This window comes from Rathayibacter sp. AY1C6, assembly GCF_002931535.1.
Lineage (GTDB): Bacteria > Actinomycetota > Actinomycetes > Actinomycetales > Microbacteriaceae > Rathayibacter.
On the sequence record NZ_PSWC01000011.1, the window covers coordinates 1 to 14,420 of the forward strand.

Consider the following 14,420-nt stretch of genomic DNA (forward strand, 5'->3'; position numbering starts at 1 on the left):
TAAAGACTGTCGGAGCTGACCGGTACTAATAAGCCGATAACTTGATAATCACTACACTCATACCGTTGTAAAGGCTGGTAGGAGTGGTCAGAGATTGCTCGCGTCCACTTTGTGGTTCCCAGAAGACGGGCACCCCGCATCCTCCTTCGGGAGGTGCGGAACAATTGAATACACGCACGGCGTGTAACCCAGATTTGACCATGTGCCCTCGGGTGCGTGTGTCGCCAGGGTTACGGCGGCCATAGCGAGAGGGAAACGCCCGGTCACATTCCGAACCCGGAAGCTAAGACTCTCAGCGCCGATGGTACTGCAGGGGGGACCCTGTGGGAGAGTAGGACACCGCCGGACACCATTCACGATGGCCACCCAGAAATGGGTGGCCATCGCTGTTTAACCGGTCGGTCTCTGTTCGAGGACGAACAGGAGCGGCCGGAGCGACGATGACCGTCGTCGCCCGACTCCGTAACGAGGAGCAGCGATGTCTCAGCACGACCCGACGCCCTCCCCGGAATCGAGGCCGCTCCAGAACGGCTTCGACCCCGTGGAGGAGCACGTCCTGTCAGACGAGCTCCTCCGGATCGAGCAGACTCCGCTCGACAAGAGGGCAGCCGGATACGTCCAGCTGCAGGAGCAGCTGCGCATCCGTCTCGAGAACGCGGACCGCGACCGATGACCGACGACTCGCGACTCGACTCGGCTCTCGCGGAACGGGGCATCGCCCGGTCCCGCACCCATGCCGCTCGGATGATCGCCGACGGTCTGGTGACGGTGGACGGCGTCCCTGCACTGAAGCCCTCGATCCGCGTCCGCGACGATCAGGACGTCGCGGTCGCCGGCCTCGACCACTACGTCAGCCGGGCCGCCCACAAGCTGCTCGCCGCCCTCGACACCTTCGCGACGGTGCGAGTCGCCGGCCGGAACGCTCTCGACGTCGGGGCGTCGACGGGCGGGTTCTCGCAGGTCCTGCTCGAGCGCGGCGCCGCCTCGGTGATCGCCCTCGACGTCGGGCACGCGCAGCTCGCTCCCCGGATCCGGTCCGACGATCGCGTCCACGTGGTGGAGGGGTTCAATGCGCGGGATCTCACCGCCGCCCGGCTCGCCGAAGCCGCCAGGACCGAGATCGTTCCGGACCTGGTCGTGTCCGACGTGTCCTTCATCTCCCTGCGGATGGTTCTGCCTCCGGTCGCCGCCTCTGTGGATCCGCTCGCTGACTTCGTGGTGCTGGTGAAGCCGCAGTTCGAGGTCGGCCGCTTGGGGGTGCGGGAGGGGATCGTCCGGGATCCGGAGCTGCGTCGCGAGGCCCTCTCGGACGTCCTGTGGTCGGCGTGGGACCTGGGGCTCGGCGTCGTCGGGCTGGCCGAGTCGCCACTCCCGGGGGGCGCTGGGAATCGCGAGTATCTGGCGCACCTCCACCGCGACCGCGGAACGATTCCGACAGAATGGAGGGACGCGGTCACCGCGCTCACCACCGGGTGACGCGATCGTGTCCGCCGCTGTCGACCGACCAGAAGGACACACCCTCGATGCAGTCCCCTCGTGACGAGCGCAACATCCTCGTCGTCGCCCACACCGGACGGACGGACTCCCTCGATGCGGCGGTCCTCGTCGTCGAGCGTCTCCGGAACTCCGGCGCCCACCCCGTCCTCTGCGCCGACGACAAGGGCGACATCGTCGCGGTCGCTCCGGATCTGAGCGACGTCGCCGTGCTCGGGTCCGACGTGCCGCTCGAGTCCATCGAGCTCGTGTTCGTGCTCGGCGGGGACGGGACTATCCTCCGCGCGGCGGAGATCGTCCGGTCCGGGACGGCCCCTCTGCTCGGCGTGAACCTCGGTCACGTCGGGTTCCTCGCCGAGAGCGAGCGGGACGATCTCGACGACGCCGTCGCCCGTGCGCTCGACGGCGACTACGCGGTCGAGGAGCGGATGACCCTGCAGGTGCGCGTCAAGATCGACGAGGCCGTCGTCTACGAGACCTGGGCGCTCAACGAGGCCACCGTCGAGAAGGGCAGCCGCGAGCGGATGCTCGAGGTCATGGTGGGCGTCGACGGACGGCCGCTGTCGAGCTTCGGCTGCGACGGCATCGTCGTGTCCACTCCGACCGGTTCCACCGCTTACGCCTTCTCCGGAGGCGGCCCCGTCGTGTGGCCGACCGTCGAGGCGATGCTCCTCGTTCCGCTCAGTGCCCATGCGCTCTTCGCGCGGCCCCTCGTCGTGGGTCCGTCGTCGAGCCTCGCCGTCGAGGTCAAGGAGAGGACCGACGGCGTCGGCGTCCTCTGGGCCGACGGCCGGCGCGCCTACGAGCTGCCGCCGGGAGCGCGCGTCGTCTACCGTCGCTCGCCCGTGCCCGTGCGCTTCGCGCGCCTGCACGACGCCCCCTTCACCGATCGACTCGTGCACAAGTTCGGTCTCCCCATCCGCGGATGGCGGGGGTCGGCGGAGACGGAGTAAGGCCCGATGCTCGAAGAGCTGCAGATCCGCGACCTCGGAGTGATCGCCGAGGCGACGCTCCCGCTCGGACCGGGCTTCACCGCGGTCACCGGCGAGACCGGCGCCGGCAAGACGATGGTGGTCACGGCGCTCGGCCTCGTGCTGGGCGCGCGCTCGGACGCGTCCGCGGTGCGCTCGGGAGCGAAGCAGGCCTGGGTGTCGGGGCGCTGGCTGGTCCCCGAGGAGGGCCCGGTCGCCGAGCGCGTCCATGACGCCGGCGGTGATCTCGACGGCCCGGAGCTGCTCCTCGCGCGGTCGGTCTCGGCGGAGGGACGCGGGCGAGCCGTCGTCGGCGGCCGGAGCGCACCTGTCAGCGTGCTGAGCGAGCTCGCCGATCAGCTGGTCGTCGTGCACGGGCAGTCGGACCAGATCCGCCTCCGCTCCGCCGCGGCGCAGCGCGAGGCGCTCGACCGGTTCGGGGGACCCGGTCTCGCCGACGCCCTCTGCGACTACGCGAGCGCCTTCGAGCGCTGGCGGGCCAACCGGGAGGAGCTCGACTCGCTCACCGAGGCCCGGGAGACGCGCGCCCGCGAAGCCGAACGGCTCCGCTCGGCCCTCGCCGAGATCGAGGTGGTCGCCCCCCAGCGCGGGGAGGACGTCGAGCTCGCGGCGCAGTCCGCCCGGCTCGGGAGCATCGAGCAGCTCCGGCTCGCCGCCGGCGAGGCCCGCGAGGCGATCTCGTCCGAGGAGCTGGACGGGCGGGACGCGCTCGGGCTCCTCGAGACGGCGCGGCGCGTGCTGGAGCGGGCGGCCGAGCACGACGCCGCCCTGCAGCCGACGGTCCAGACGCTCGGCGAGGCGGCGGTGCTCCTCGTCGACGCCGCCGGCGGGCTCTCCTCCTACCTGGCGGAGCTCGACCTCGACGGCGCGCACGACCTGGAGCTGATCGAGAACCGGCGGGCGGAGCTGTCCCTGCTCGCCCGCACCTACGGACCGACGCTGGACGACGTGCTCGACCTGGTGGACTCCTCCGGACTCCGCCTGCTCGAGCTCGACGGCGACGACGAGAGGATCGCGGCTCTCGAGGCCGACACCGCGGCCGACGCGGACCTCGTCGACCGCCTCGCGACCCGGCTGACCGAGCTGCGGACCGCGGCGGCCGCCGAGCTGGGGGAGCGGGTCAGCGACGAGCTCACCGCGCTGGCCATGGCGGATGCGCGCCTGCACGTGAAGGTGACGGCCGCGGGGGAGCCGAGCGTCCACGGGCGCGACTCCGTCGAGATGCTGCTCCAGCCGCACACCGGGGCCGCACCCCGGCCCCTCGCCCGCGGAGCCTCGGGCGGCGAGCTCTCGAGGGTGATGCTCGCGATCGAGGTCGTGGTCGCCGCCAACGACCCGGTGCCGACGTTCGTCTTCGACGAGGTCGACGCGGGGGTCGGCGGAGCAGCGGCGATCGAGATCGGCCGACGGCTCGCGCGGCTCGCCGAGACGTCGCAGGTCATCGTGGTGACCCACCTCGCGCAGGTCGCCGCATTCGCCACGAACCACCTCCGCGTCGAGAAGGGCTCGGACGGCGCGGTGACCTCGAGCGCCGTGACGCAGCTCGACTCCGAGGAGCGGGTGTCCGAGATGGCGCGCCTGCTCTCGGGGCTCACCGACTCCGCCAACGCTCTCGCTCATGCGCGGGAGCTCCTCGAATCGAGCCGACGGGGCTGATCGCGAGCGGCCCGGGACGACATCGATCCGTCCCGGGCGGTCCGCCGCCGCCGTTCTGCTGTTACGGTGGAACCCCGTGGTGGACTTTACGAACGCGGGCCTTTCCTCTTCTTCTCCCTCGGATCCCGAGGGCTCCTCCGGGTCCTCGACCCGGAACGCTTCGACGGCCGGGCAGGACGCCCCCTCGAAGATCACGAAGCACATCTTCGTCACCGGCGGTGTCGTCTCCTCGCTCGGCAAGGGACTCACGGCCGCGAGCCTGGGCAACCTGCTGACCGCGCGCGGGCTGCGCGTCGTCATGCAGAAGCTCGACCCGTACCTCAACGTGGACCCGGGGACGATGAACCCGTTCCAGCACGGCGAGGTCTTCGTGACCGACGACGGCGCCGAGACCGATCTCGACATCGGCCACTACGAGCGCTTCCTCGACATCAACCTGAACCAGGCCGCGAACGTCACGACCGGCCAGATCTACTCGCGGGTCATCGCGCGCGAGCGCGCCGGCGAGTACCTCGGCGACACGGTCCAGGTCATCCCGCACATCACGGACGAGATCAAGCGGCGCATGCGCCTCCAGTCGGAGGACGACCCGCAGCCGGACGTCATCATCACCGAGATCGGCGGCACCGTCGGCGACATCGAGAGCCAGCCGTTCATCGAGTCGGCCCGCCAGGTCCGCCACGAGCTCGGCCGCCGCAACGTCTTCTTCGTGCACGTCTCGCTGGTGCCCTTCATGGGCGCCTCCGGCGAGCAGAAGACCAAGCCCACCCAGCACTCCGTCGCGGCGCTGCGCTCGATCGGCATCCAGCCGGACGCGCTGGTGCTGCGGAGCGACCGGCCCGTGTCGGAGTCGAACAAGCGCAAGATCGCGCTGATGTGCGACGTCGACGAGCAGGCCGTGGTCAACGCCAAGGACGTCGCGTCGATCTACGAGATCCCGCAGATGCTCAACGAGCAGGGCCTCGACGCTTACATCATCGACCAGCTGGGCCTCCCGGCCGGCGAGGTCGTCTGGGACGGCTGGTCGCGACTGCTCGAGGCCGTGCACGAGCCCAAGCACGAGGTCACCATCGGCCTGGTCGGGAAGTACATCGACCTGCCCGACGCCTACCTCTCCGTGACGGAGGCTCTGCGAGCCGGCGGCTTCGCGCAGCAGACGAAGGTCGCCATCCGCTGGATCGCCTCCGACGGGCTCGAGGACCCCGAGGCTGCGGCCAAAACGCTCTCCGAGCTCGACGGCATCTGCGTGCCCGGCGGCTTCGGCATCCGCGGCATCGAGGGCAAGCTCGGCGCGCTGCGCTTCGCGCGGGAGAACGGGATACCGACCCTCGGGCTCTGCCTCGGCCTGCAGTGCATGGTCATCGAGTACGCCCGCAACGAGGCCGGCCTCGAGGGGGCCTCGTCGTCGGAGTTCGACCCGGAGACGGAGTTCCCCGTCATCGCGACGATGGCCGAGCAGGTCGAGATCCTCGCGTCCGGGGACATGGGCGGCACGATGCGCCTCGGCCTCTACACGGCCGAGCTAGCCGAGGGCTCGATCGTCGCCGAGGTGTACGGCGCACCTGAGGCGGCCGAGCGCCACCGGCACCGCTACGAGGTCAACAACCGCTACCGCGACCGGATCGCCGAGGCGGGGCTCTGGTTCTCCGGCCTCTCGCCCGACGGCCACCTCGTGGAGTACGTCGAGCTGCCCCGCGAGAAGCACCCCTACTACGTGGGCACGCAGGCGCACCCGGAGCTCCGCTCGCGCCCGAACGCCGCGCACCCGCTCTTCCGCGGCCTCGTGACCGCCGCCCTCGAGCGCCAGGAGGCCTCGCGCCTCTTCCCGGCATCGGAGGCGGGCGCCGATGAGTGAGCCGCTGTCGGACGAGCTCGTCGAGCCGGAGGTCCTGACCAGTGAGCGCGTCTTCGACGGGATGGTCTGGGGCGTCCGCGCGGAGACGTTCCGCTACGGCGGCGGCGAGCTGCGCCGGGAGTTCCTCGATCACACGGGAGCCGTCGCGGTGCTGGCCCTCGACGACGAGGACCGCGTCGCCCTGATCAAGCAGTACCGGCACCCGGTCCGCACCCGCGAGTGGGAGATCCCGGCCGGCCTGCTCGACGTCGAGGGCGAGGATCCGCTGGTCGCCGCTCAGCGGGAGCTGGGCGAGGAGACGGACCTGCAGGCCGAGCGCTGGGACCTGCTCTCGGAGTTCGCCACCTCGCCGGGCGGCAGCGACGAGGTCATCCGGATCTACCTGGCCCGCGGGCTCTCGTCCACCGGCTCCGCCTTCGACCGCGAGGCGGAGGAGGCCGACATGGAGCTGCGGTGGGTGCCGCTGGACGAGGCGGTCGAGGCGGTCCTCGCCCGCCGGGTGCAGAACCCCTCGCTGACGATCGCGGTGCTCGCGGCGCACGCGTTCCGCTCGCGCGACTGGGACGGGCTGGGCGACGCGTCCTCGCCGTGGACGCGCCACCCGCGGGTCCGCCACCCCCGGGGGTGAGCCCCCGCGCCTGCGCCGAGGCGTACCTCCGGCAGGCGAGCGTGGAGCGCGGGCTCTCGGCGCACACGCTCGCGGCCTACCGGCGCGACCTGGAGCTCTACCTCGGCTGGCTCGAGGAGCGCGGGACCGTCGATCTGGCGCAGCTCGGACGCGTCGACGTGGGGGAGTTCTCCTCCTGGCTGGCCGCACGCCCGGAGCGGCCGCTCGCGGCGAGCTCGCGCGCACGGATCCTCTCGAGCGTCCGAGGGCTGCACCGCTTCGCCCTCGAGGAGGGGGTCGTCGCGGACGACGTGGCCCGGGACGTGCTGCCGCCGAAGATCCCGATGACCCTGCCGAAGGCGGTCACGGTCGAGCAGATGGCGGCGCTGCTCGACGCTGCGCGCGGCGAGGAGCTCGCGGACCTGCGGGACCGGGCCCTGCTGGAGCTGCTCTACGCGACGGGCGCGCGCATCTCGGAGGCGGTGGACCTGAACGTCGACGACGTGGTCGCCGCGGAGGTGGTGCGGCTGACGGGCAAGGGGTCCAAGCAGCGGATGGTGCCGCTCGGCCGCTTCGCCCGCGAGGCGGTCGACGAGTACCTCGTGCGTGCGCGGCCCGAGCTCTCGCGGAGGGGGCGCGCGACGCCGGCGCTCTTCCTGGGGGTCCGCGGGAGCCGCCTGTCGCGGCAGAGCGCCTGGCTGGTCATCCGCGCCGTCGCCGAGAAGGCTGGGCTGGACCGGGAGATCTCGCCGCACACCTTCCGGCACTCCTTCGCGACCCACCTGCTCGCGGGCGGCGCCGACGTCCGCGTGGTGCAGGAGCTCCTCGGGCACGCCTCGGTGGCGACGACGCAGATCTACACGCTGGTGACGGCGGACACGCTCCGGGACGTCTACACGTCCGCGCACCCGCGAGCGCGGCGCTAGAGCCGCGGACCCGCGCGGCGGGGCGCGGCGGCCGGGGAGCGGGGCGCCGGTACACTCGTCGGAGGCCGCGCGGGAGCGCACGCCGCCACGGAAGCGAGGACGACGCAGGTGACACGCAAGACGGACGACAAGGCCGAGCTCACCGGTCTCGAAGCCCCGACGCTCGGCCCGACCGGCCGCCCCCTGCGCGACTTCCCGCTGCCGGTGGAGCTCACCGGTCACGGCCCCGCCCGGATCATCTCGCTCTGCAACCAGAAGGGCGGCGTCGGCAAGACGACGACGACCATCAACCTGGGCGCGACCCTCGCCGAGTACGGCCGCCGCGTGCTGGCCATCGACTTCGACCCGCAGGGCGCCCTCTCGGCCGGCCTCGGGGTCACCACCTACGACGCCATCACGATCTACGACCTGCTCCTCGGCACCGTGAAGGACCCGGCCGAGGCGATCCGGAGGACCCGCGTGCCGGGCCTGGACGTCATCCCGGCCAACATCGACCTCTCCGCCGCCGAGGTCCACCTCGTCAACGAGGTCGCGCGCGAGCAGATCCTCGCCCGGGTGCTCCGCAAGGTGAGCGCGGACTACGACGTCATCCTGATCGACTGCCAGCCCTCGCTGGGCCTGCTCACGGTCAACGCGCTCACCGCGAGCCACGGCGTCCTCATCCCGCTCGAGTGCGAGTTCTTCGCGCTGCGCGGCGTCGCCCTGCTGATCGAGACGATCGACAAGGTCCGCGACCGGCTCAACCCGGTGATCGAGCTCGACGGCATCCTGCCCACGATGTACGACTCCCGCACCCTGCACTCGCGGGAGGTGCTCGACCGGGTGGTCGACGCCTTCGGCGACAGCGTGCTCGAGACGGTGATCGGCCGCACGGTGAAGTTCCCGGACGCCAGCGTGTCCGGCGTCCCGATCACCCAGTTCGCGCCCGAGCACAACGCCGCGAAGGCGTACCGCAAGCTCGCCAGGGAGCTGATCTCGCGTGGCGCGGTCGCCTGAGGTCCTCCTCGAGGAGCGCGCCGCTCCCCCCGGGTTCCACCTCGCGCTGACCAACTTCGAGGGTCCGTTCGACCTCCTGCTGAGCCTCATCGCGAAGCAGCAGGTCGACATCACCGAGATCGCGCTGAGCGCCGTGACGGACGAGTTCCTCTCGTACCTGCACGGGATCGACTCGCTCGAGGGGCTGGATCGCGCGTCGGAGTTCCTCGTCGTCGCCGCGACGCTCCTCGACCTGAAGATCGCCGGACTCCTGCCCCAGGGCGAGCTCGTCGACGCCGAGGACGCGGCGCTGCTGGAGGCGCGAGACCTGCTGTTCGCCCGGCTCCTGCAGTACCGCGCCTTCAAGCAGGTGTCGTCGTGGTTCGCCGAGCGGATCGCGATCGAGACCGCCCGCCACGTGCGGGACGTGCCTCTGGAGGAGGAGTACCGGTCCGCGAAGCCGGAGCTCGTCTGGACCCTGTCGCCCGCCGACTTCGCCGCCCTCGCGACCGTCGCCCTCGCTCCGCGCGAGCTGCCGACGGTGGGCCTGGACCACCTGCACGCCCCGCAGATCAGCATCCGGGAGCAGGCCGCGCACGTCGTGGCGATGCTGTGCGCCCGCGGGAGGGCCACCTTCGGCGAGCTGATCGCGGACGCCGACGAGAAGGGCGTGATCGTCGCGCGCTTCCTGGCCGTGCTCGAGCTCTACCGGCACGCCGCGATCTCGTTCGACCAGCCGGAGCCGCTCGGCGAGCTCACGCTGCGCTGGGTCGCCGAGCAGTGGAGCGATGCGAGCCTCGCCGCGCTCGGAGCCGACTATGACTCCTGACGCCGGCCCCGGGACCGTCGCGTTCGAGATCGACCGGGCGATCGAGGCGATCCTGATGGTCGCGGACGAGCCGCAGCCGCTCGCCTCCCTCGCGACCGCGCTGTCGAGGCCGATCGCCGTGGTCCGCCAGTCGATCGAGCGCCTGGTCGCCGACTACGACGGCGCCGACGGGGCGATCCGCCGGGGCTTCGAGCTGCGCGAGGTCGGTGCCGGCTGGCGGATCTACGTGCGCCGCGAGTACGACCCGGTGGTCAAGGACTTCGTCCTGACGCAGAACCCGACGCGGCTCTCGCAGGCGGCGCTCGAGACGCTCGCCGTGATCGCCTACAAGCAGCCGGTCTCGCGCGGTCAGGTCGCGCAGATCCGCGCGGTCAACGTCGACTCCGTCGCGCGCACCCTCCTCGGCCGCGGCCTCATCGCGGAGGTCGGCCACGACCCCGAGACGGGCGCGGTCCTCTACGGCACCACCGAGCAGCTGCTCGTGCACCTCGGCCTCACCTCGCTCGACGAGCTGCCGAAGATCTCCCCCCTACTGAGCGACGGAAGAGACGGATTCGATGAGCGCGCCTGACAGCGGCCCCGACGGCGAACGACTGCAGAAGGTCCTCGCGGCAGCGGGGGTCGCCTCCCGACGAGTGGTCGAGGAGATGATCGTGGCGCGGCGGATCCGCGTCAACGGCGAGGTGGCGGACGAGCTCGGCCGCCGCATCGATCCGGCGACCGACCGGATCGAGGTCGACGGGGTCGCGGTGCAGCTGGACACCTCGCGCCGCTACGTCATGCTCAACAAGCCGATCGGCGTCGTCAGCTCGCTGGCGGACGAGAACGGACGCACCGACCTCAGCCTCTACACGAAGAACTTCGAGGAGCGGCTGTTCAACGTCGGGCGCCTCGACGCCGAGACCTCGGGACTGCTGGTGCTGACCAACGACGGCGAGCTCGCCCACGTCCTCGCGCACCCGTCGTTCGGAGTGACGAAGACCTACATCGCGAAGGTGCACGGGCAGGTCCTCCCGCAGACGATCGCGACGCTGACCTCCGGGATCGAGCTCGACGACGGACCGGTGGCCGCCGACAAGGCGCGTCTCCTCGGCCGGCCGGAGGGCCGCTCGAACGCCTCGCTCGTCGAGATCACCCTGCACTCGGGTCGCAACCGGGTCGTCCGCCGGATGATGGCGGCTGTCGGCCACCCGGTGATCGAGCTCGTCCGGCGCCAGTTCGGGCCGCTGCACCTGGGCACCCTGCGCTCGGGCGATCTGCGCGACCTGACCCGGGAGGAGCTGGGCGCGCTGCTCACGATCGCGCGGCAGGGCGGCGAGGCGGTGGCGGCCGCTCCCGCGGTCCCCTCGAAGAAGGTGAGCGCGGGTGCGCGGCGGCCCCGGCCTGACAGCGGCGAGCGCGTCGCCCCGGCGGAGCGCGGCTCGGCCGGGCGATCCTCGGATCGCGGCGGATCGGCGGGACGGTCGTCCGACCGCGGCGGCTCGGCGGGACGGTCGTCCGATCGCGGCGGCTCCTCCGCCGGCGGCGGGCGGAGCGACGGTCCTCCGCGCCGGTCCGGCGCCGACAAGCAGCGCCGCGCCGATCGCTAGGCTGTCGGGGTGAACGAGCTCCTGCACCCCGCGCCGCCCGCGATGCGGACGACCGGGACGGTGCGGGTGGTCGGCTCCGGACTGCTCGGCGCCTCCATCGGCCTCGGCCTCGCCTCCCGCGGGATCGACGTCGTCCTCGACGACGCCTCGCCCGCGAGCCTCTCCCTCGCCATCGACTACGGGGCCGGCCGCGCCGCCTCCGCCGACGACCGGCCCTCCGTCGTCGTCGTCTGCGTCCCCCCTGACGTCACAGCGAGCGTCGTCGAGCGCGAGCTCGCGGCGCACCCCGGAGCCGTCGTCACCGACGTGGCGAGCGTCAAGACCCAGCCGCTGCGCGAGCTGCGCTCCCGCGGCGTCGACCTCGCCCGCTACATCGGCTCGCACCCGATGGCCGGCCGCGAGCGCGGCGGACCGGTCGCCGCGCGGGGAGACCTCTTCGTCGGCAGACCCTGGGTGATCTGCCGCGACGGCGAGACCGCGCCCGACGCGCTCGCAAGGGTGGAGGGCCTCGCTCTCGACCTCGGCGGCACCATCGTCGAGATGGACCCGGAGGAGCACGACCTCTCGGTCGGCCTCGTCTCGCACGCCCCGCAGGTGATCTCGTCACTGCTCGGCCAGCGCCTCCTCGACGCCCCGAACGCGGCGCTCCGCCTCGCCGGGCAGGGCGTCCGCGACGTCTCGCGCCTGGCGGCCTCGGCCCCCGAGCTCTGGATGCAGATCCTGGCCGCGAACCGCGAGCACGTCGTCGCGGTGCTCGACGCCTTCCGCGACGACGTCGCCGCGGTCGCCGACGCTCTCCGCGACCTCGAGGCGCCCGGCTCGCGCCGCGTGCTCGCCGAGCACCTGGCCGCGGGCAACGCCGGAGTGGCGCGCCTGCCCGGCAAGCACGGCCAGGACCAGCGCTTCTCGACCCTGATCGTCCTCGTCGACGACTCTCCCGGAACCCTCGCGCGGCTCCTGGTGGAGATCGGCGAGGCGGGCGTCAATCTCGAGGACGTGCGCCTCGAGCACGCGCAGGGGCGCCGAGTGGGTCTCGCCGAGATCTCGGTGGTGCCCGAAGCGGTCGCGCCGCTGACCGAAGAACTGACCATACGCGGCTGGAGGATCGCCGGATGAGCACCGAGCAGAACAGGCAGGAGGGCGGCCTGAACAGGATGACGCCCGCCCGCCGGGCACAGCAGAGCATCCCGGAGGACGGGGGCGCGGCTCCCGAGCGCGAGGCGCGCTCCGAGGCCGCCGAGCAGGGCGACTTCGGCGAGGCCGTCGTGGTCGCCATCGACGGCCCGGCCGGCAGCGGCAAGTCCAGCGTGTCGAGGGCTGCCGCCCGCCGCCTCGACTTCGAGTTCCTCGACACGGGAGCGGCCTACCGCGCGCTCGCCTGGCACGGGCTCGACCGCGGCCTCGACTTCGAGGACCAGGACGCGATCGTCGACGCGCTCGACGGCTTCGACTACTCCATCGGCACCGACCCCGAGTCGTACTCGGTGTGGGTCGGTCCGACCGAGGTGACCACCGCCATCCGCGAGCCCCGGGTGACCGCGCGCGTCTCGGCCGTGGCGAAGGTCCCCGAGGTCCGTCGGAGGATCACACTGCTGTTCCGGAGGATCATCGGCGAGACGCGTCGGGAGGGCATCATCGTCGAGGGCCGCGACATCACGACGGTCGTCGCACCGACCGCTCCGGTCCGGATCCTGCTGACGGCGAGCGAAGAGGCTAGAATGGCCAGGCGTTCGCGCGAGGTCACCACGGAATCCGCCGAGGCGACGGGTCAGGCGCTGCGGTCGAGGGACCGCGCCGACTCGCAGGTGGTCGACTTCATGAACGCCGCAGAAGGAGTCACTCTTCTCGACTCCACTCATCTCGACTTCGAGCAGACCGTCGACGCGGTCGTCGCCGAGGTCCGAACTTCGAGAGCAAGGGCCGGTCATGGCACAGGACACGCACGTCGGTGACGACGAGCTGAACTTCGGAGACGACGACCTCGTCGAGCGCCTCGGCGACCTCGACGAGCAGCTCGCCTCCTCACGCGCGCAGGCGCTCCGCAGCGGACTCGAGGACTACGACCTCGACGAGGAGGACCTCGACCTCCTCGAGTTCGCCGGGGAGGACTCGGACGAGGTCCGCTACCTCCCCGCCCTCCCGGTCGTGGCGATCGTGGGCCGCCCCAACGTCGGCAAGTCCGCGCTGGTGAACCGCATCCTCGGCCGCCGCGAGGCCGTCGTCGAGGACACCCCGGGCGTCACGCGCGACCGCGTGTCCTACAAGGCGGAGTGGATCGACCGGGCGTTCACCATCGTCGACACCGGCGGCTGGGAGCCCGACGCCCGCGGCATCGACGCCTCCGTCGCCATGCAGGCCGAGATCGCCATCGACCTCGCCGACGCCGTCATCTTCGTCGTCGACGCGAACGTCGGCGCGACCGCGACCGACGAGCACGTCGTGAAGCTGCTGCGCAAGACGAAGAAGCCGGTCTTCCTCGCCGCGAACAAGGTGGACGACGCCCGCCAGGAGCCGAACGCCGCCTCGCTGTGGTCGCTCGGCCTGGGCGAGCCCCGCCCCGTCTCGGCCGTCCACGGCCGCGGCGTCGCCGACCTTCTCGACGCGGTGCTCGAGAAGCTCCCTCTGGAGTCGGCCGTCGCCAAGCGCGAGGTCGGCGGACCGCGCCGCGTCGCGATCCTCGGCCGCCCGAACGTCGGCAAGTCCAGCCTGCTCAACAAGGCGGCGGGGGAGGAGCGGGTCGTCGTCAACGAGCTCGCCGGCACCACGCGCGACCCGGTCGACGAGCAGGTCGAGATCGCCGGCAAGGTCTGGCGCTTCGTCGACACCGCGGGCATCCGCCGCCGCGTGCACCTCCAGCAGGGCGCCGACTTCTACGCGTCGCTGCGCACCTCGACCGCGCTCGAGAAGGCCGAGGTCGCCGTCGTCGTCCTCGACGTCTCGCAGCCGATCTCGGAGCAGGACGTCCGCATCATCGACCTGGTGCTGGAGTCGGGCCGGGCGCTCGTGCTCGCCTTCAACAAGTGGGACCTCCTCGACGACGAGCGCCGCCGCTACCTCGAGCGCGAGATCGAGACCGACCTCGCCCACGTGGCGTGGGCGCCCCGCGTCAACATCTCGGCCCGCACCGGCCGCCACCTCGAGAAGCTCGTGCCGGCGCTCGAGCTCGCCCTCGAGTCGTGGGACACGCGCATCCCGACGGGCAAGTTCAACGCGTTCCTCGCCGAGCTCACCGCGGCGCACCCGCACCCCCTCCGCGGAGGCAAGCAGCCCCGCGTGCTCTTCGGCACGCAGGCCTCGTCCCGCCCGCCGACATTCGTCCTCTTCACGACGGGGTTCCTCGACCCGGGCTACCGCCGCTACATCGCGCGCCGCCTGCGCGAGATCTACGGCTTCCAGGGGTCGCCGGTGAACGTCAACATGCGCGTCCGCGAGAAGCGCGCGCGCTGAGCGCAGCCGCACCGTGTCCGGCCCGTGGGAGCTCCTCCCGCGGGCCGTCC

Annotated in this window: 13 protein-coding genes, 1 rRNA gene and 1 pseudogene; all 15 read left to right on the forward strand. The window is 72.0% G+C overall.

Annotated elements, in window-relative coordinates; translation table 11 throughout:
- Positions 1–231: 231 nt before the first annotated feature.
- A 5S ribosomal RNA gene (gene rrf, locus C5D36_RS08430) occupies positions 232–348 on the forward strand.
- Between the two features lie 130 nt (positions 349–478).
- The gene (locus C5D36_RS08435; RefSeq protein ID WP_104295617.1) at positions 479–673 is read left to right on the forward strand and encodes a hypothetical protein; all 195 of its coding nucleotides are present in this window, start codon (positions 479–481) and stop codon (positions 671–673) included.
- Complete coding sequence (locus C5D36_RS08440; protein WP_104250717.1) at positions 670–1,476, forward strand: TlyA family RNA methyltransferase; 807 nt, start codon at positions 670–672, stop codon at positions 1,474–1,476. The genes C5D36_RS08435 and C5D36_RS08440 overlap by 4 nt, the downstream gene beginning before the upstream one ends.
- 47 nt (positions 1,477–1,523) lie before the next feature.
- Positions 1,524–2,447 (forward strand): NAD kinase, encoded by a 924-nt coding sequence (locus tag C5D36_RS08445; protein ID WP_104222498.1) that lies wholly within the window; start codon positions 1,524–1,526, stop codon positions 2,445–2,447.
- 6 nt (positions 2,448–2,453) lie between these two features.
- The gene (gene recN, locus C5D36_RS08450; protein WP_104295618.1) at positions 2,454–4,142 is read left to right on the forward strand and encodes a DNA repair protein RecN; all 1,689 of its coding nucleotides are present in this window, start codon (positions 2,454–2,456) and stop codon (positions 4,140–4,142) included.
- Between the two features lie 190 nt (positions 4,143–4,332).
- The gene (locus C5D36_RS08455) at positions 4,333–5,997 is read left to right on the forward strand and encodes a CTP synthase (RefSeq protein ID WP_104295649.1); all 1,665 of its coding nucleotides are present in this window, start codon (positions 4,333–4,335) and stop codon (positions 5,995–5,997) included.
- Positions 5,990–6,625 (forward strand): NUDIX hydrolase, encoded by a 636-nt coding sequence (locus tag C5D36_RS08460; RefSeq protein ID WP_104233392.1) that lies wholly within the window; start codon positions 5,990–5,992, stop codon positions 6,623–6,625. The genes C5D36_RS08455 and C5D36_RS08460 overlap by 8 nt, the downstream gene beginning before the upstream one ends.
- Positions 6,622–7,530 carry a site-specific tyrosine recombinase XerD gene (gene xerD / locus C5D36_RS08465; RefSeq protein WP_104292433.1) on the forward strand — a complete coding sequence of 303 codons (909 nt, stop codon included), beginning with the start codon at positions 6,622–6,624 and terminating at the stop codon, positions 7,528–7,530. The genes C5D36_RS08460 and xerD overlap by 4 nt, the downstream gene beginning before the upstream one ends.
- 108 nt (positions 7,531–7,638) lie before the next feature.
- Entirely contained in the window at positions 7,639–8,526 is an 888-nt protein-coding gene (locus tag C5D36_RS08470) for a ParA family protein (protein ID WP_104222502.1), read from the forward strand.
- Entirely contained in the window at positions 8,510–9,334 is an 825-nt protein-coding gene (locus C5D36_RS08475; RefSeq protein WP_104292434.1) for a ScpA family protein, read from the forward strand. Before C5D36_RS08470 ends, C5D36_RS08475 begins: the two co-directional genes overlap by 17 nt.
- Positions 9,324–9,905, forward strand: a complete 582-nt coding sequence (scpB, locus tag C5D36_RS08480; RefSeq protein WP_104238575.1) for an SMC-Scp complex subunit ScpB — start codon at positions 9,324–9,326, stop codon at positions 9,903–9,905. Before C5D36_RS08475 ends, scpB begins: the two co-directional genes overlap by 11 nt.
- A pseudogene (locus tag C5D36_RS08485) lies at positions 9,892–10,650 on the forward strand (pseudouridine synthase); the annotation flags it as partial. The gene scpB and the pseudogene C5D36_RS08485, both read left to right, overlap by 14 nt.
- A 315-nt stretch (positions 10,651–10,965) precedes the next feature.
- Positions 10,966–12,039, forward strand: coding sequence for a prephenate dehydrogenase (locus C5D36_RS08490; RefSeq protein ID WP_104222605.1), 1,074 nt, complete (start codon positions 10,966–10,968; stop codon positions 12,037–12,039).
- Positions 12,036–12,875, forward strand: a complete 840-nt coding sequence (gene cmk / locus C5D36_RS08495) for a (d)CMP kinase (RefSeq protein ID WP_244230649.1) — start codon at positions 12,036–12,038, stop codon at positions 12,873–12,875. The genes C5D36_RS08490 and cmk overlap by 4 nt, the downstream gene beginning before the upstream one ends.
- Entirely contained in the window at positions 12,850–14,370 is a 1,521-nt protein-coding gene (gene der, locus C5D36_RS08500) for a ribosome biogenesis GTPase Der (RefSeq protein WP_104222506.1), read from the forward strand. Before cmk ends, der begins: the two co-directional genes overlap by 26 nt.
- Positions 14,371–14,420: the final 50 nt, after the last annotated feature.